Origin of the sequence: Leekyejoonella antrihumi (assembly GCF_007845645.1) — a bacterium.
GTDB lineage: Bacteria > Actinomycetota > Actinomycetes > Actinomycetales > Dermatophilaceae > Leekyejoonella > Leekyejoonella antrihumi.
In genome coordinates this window covers 1-1,540 of record NZ_VCQV01000119.1, presented here as the reverse complement: position 1 = coordinate 1,540, position 1,540 = coordinate 1, and the positions used below count along the sequence as shown (strand labels likewise).

The window sequence follows — 1,540 nt, the reverse complement described above, 5'->3', positions numbered from 1 at the left end:
AGGACTGTCAGAATTTTGGTGTTTTTGATCCTCACTGTTTTCAGTACTTTTCGGCTGTTGGCCAGCGGCCCTCGAACGTAGTAGCGAAGACATTCAGCGCCGGCTTCCAGCGCGTGACCCAGCGTGCCTCGCCCTTCCCAGTCGGGTCAAGACTACGGGTAACCATGTACAAGCACTTGAGCGCAGCCTGCTCGTTCGGGAAGTGCCCACGCGCCTTCACCGCCCGACGATACCGAGCATTCAACGACTCAATAGCGTTAGTTGAGAACAGAATACGCCTGATCTCAACGTTGTAGTCCAGGAACGGGATGAACTCCTCCCACGCATTCGACCACAACCGGATCAACGCCGGGTACCGCTCACCCCAGCTGGCCGTGAACTCCTCGAACTGCTCACCGGCCGCCTTCGCCGACGGAGCCGTGTAGACCAGCTTCAACTCCTTCGCGATCCGATCCCAGTACTTACGCGACGTCAGCCGAAAACTGTTGCGCAACAAGTGGATTACGCACGTCTGTACAATCGCGTCGGGCCACACCGCGGCCACGCTGTCGGGCAGGCCCTTCAACCCGTCACACACCACGAACATCGTGTCGACCACACCTCGATTGCGCAGGTCGGTCAGCACCGCCATCCAATACTTCGCCCCTTCTCCCTCGCCCGGTGTACCGGCCCACAGACCGAGGACATCCTTGCGCCCCTCGACAGTCACGCCGATCGCGGCGTAGAACGGCCGGTTGGACACCTGCCCGTCACGGACCTTGACCACGATCGCATCGATGAAGATCGCCGCGTACACCGGGTCCAGCGGCCGCGACATCCACTCGTTCATCTCGTCGACGACCCGGTCGGTGATCCGGCTGATCGTATCCTTCGACACCGCCGCGCCGTAGATCTCCTCCAAGTGGGCAGAGATCTCACCACCGGTCAACCCCTTTGCCGTCAGCGACAATACGACCGTATCGAGACTGCCCAGCTTGCGGTGGTGCTTGGGCACGATCACCGGCTCGAACGAGCCCTCACGGTCCCGCGGAACCTCGATCGTCACCTTGCCGACCGAGTCCGTCAGCACCGTCTTCGGGCGCGTCCCGTTACGCACGTTCCGCGGCCCGGCGAGCTCCTCGGCGTCCTCGCTCACCCCGGCGCCATCGTCGGCCTGCTTGCCGCCTTCCACGGCCCTCTGAGCGCCGCGCGGCAGCTGATGCTTGCCGTGGCCCAGGTGCTCGGTCATCTCCTCCTCCAGCGCCGTCTCCAGCACCATCTTGGTGATCCGCTTCAGCAGCCCACCCGGACCGACCAGATCCTCACCCTCCGCGCGAGCGTCACGCACCAGCTGCGCGATCGCCGCCGCCTCGTCCAGGCGAGCAACCTCCTTCGGCTTGCGCCGGTCCTGCGGTGCCCGCCCGGGCTTGAGCGCACGATCGGTCGAGGTGTCCTTCGTCGCAGTCGTCATATCCGACATGCTCATCGTTCATCACTCCAGATCTCGCCACCTTGGCGGCGTGTCGTGGAGGTTCAAAAACACCGAATTTGAGATAGACCC

The 1,540-nt window shown here is 63.1% G+C and carries 1 protein-coding gene; it reads right to left on the bottom strand.

Translation table 11 applies throughout. The features are described 5' to 3' along the window. Positions 1–40: 40 nt before the first annotated feature. Positions 41–1,450, bottom strand: coding sequence for an IS256 family transposase (locus tag FGL98_RS25000; RefSeq protein ID WP_246136745.1), 1,410 nt, complete (start codon positions 1,448–1,450; stop codon positions 41–43). Between the last annotated feature and the right edge of the window lie 90 nt (positions 1,451–1,540).

Coding starts and splice junctions, on each gene's coding strand:
- FGL98_RS25000 (WP_246136745.1), bottom strand. CDS start 1,450: ATGACGACTGCGACGAAGGACACCTCGACCGATCGTGCGCTCAAGCCC.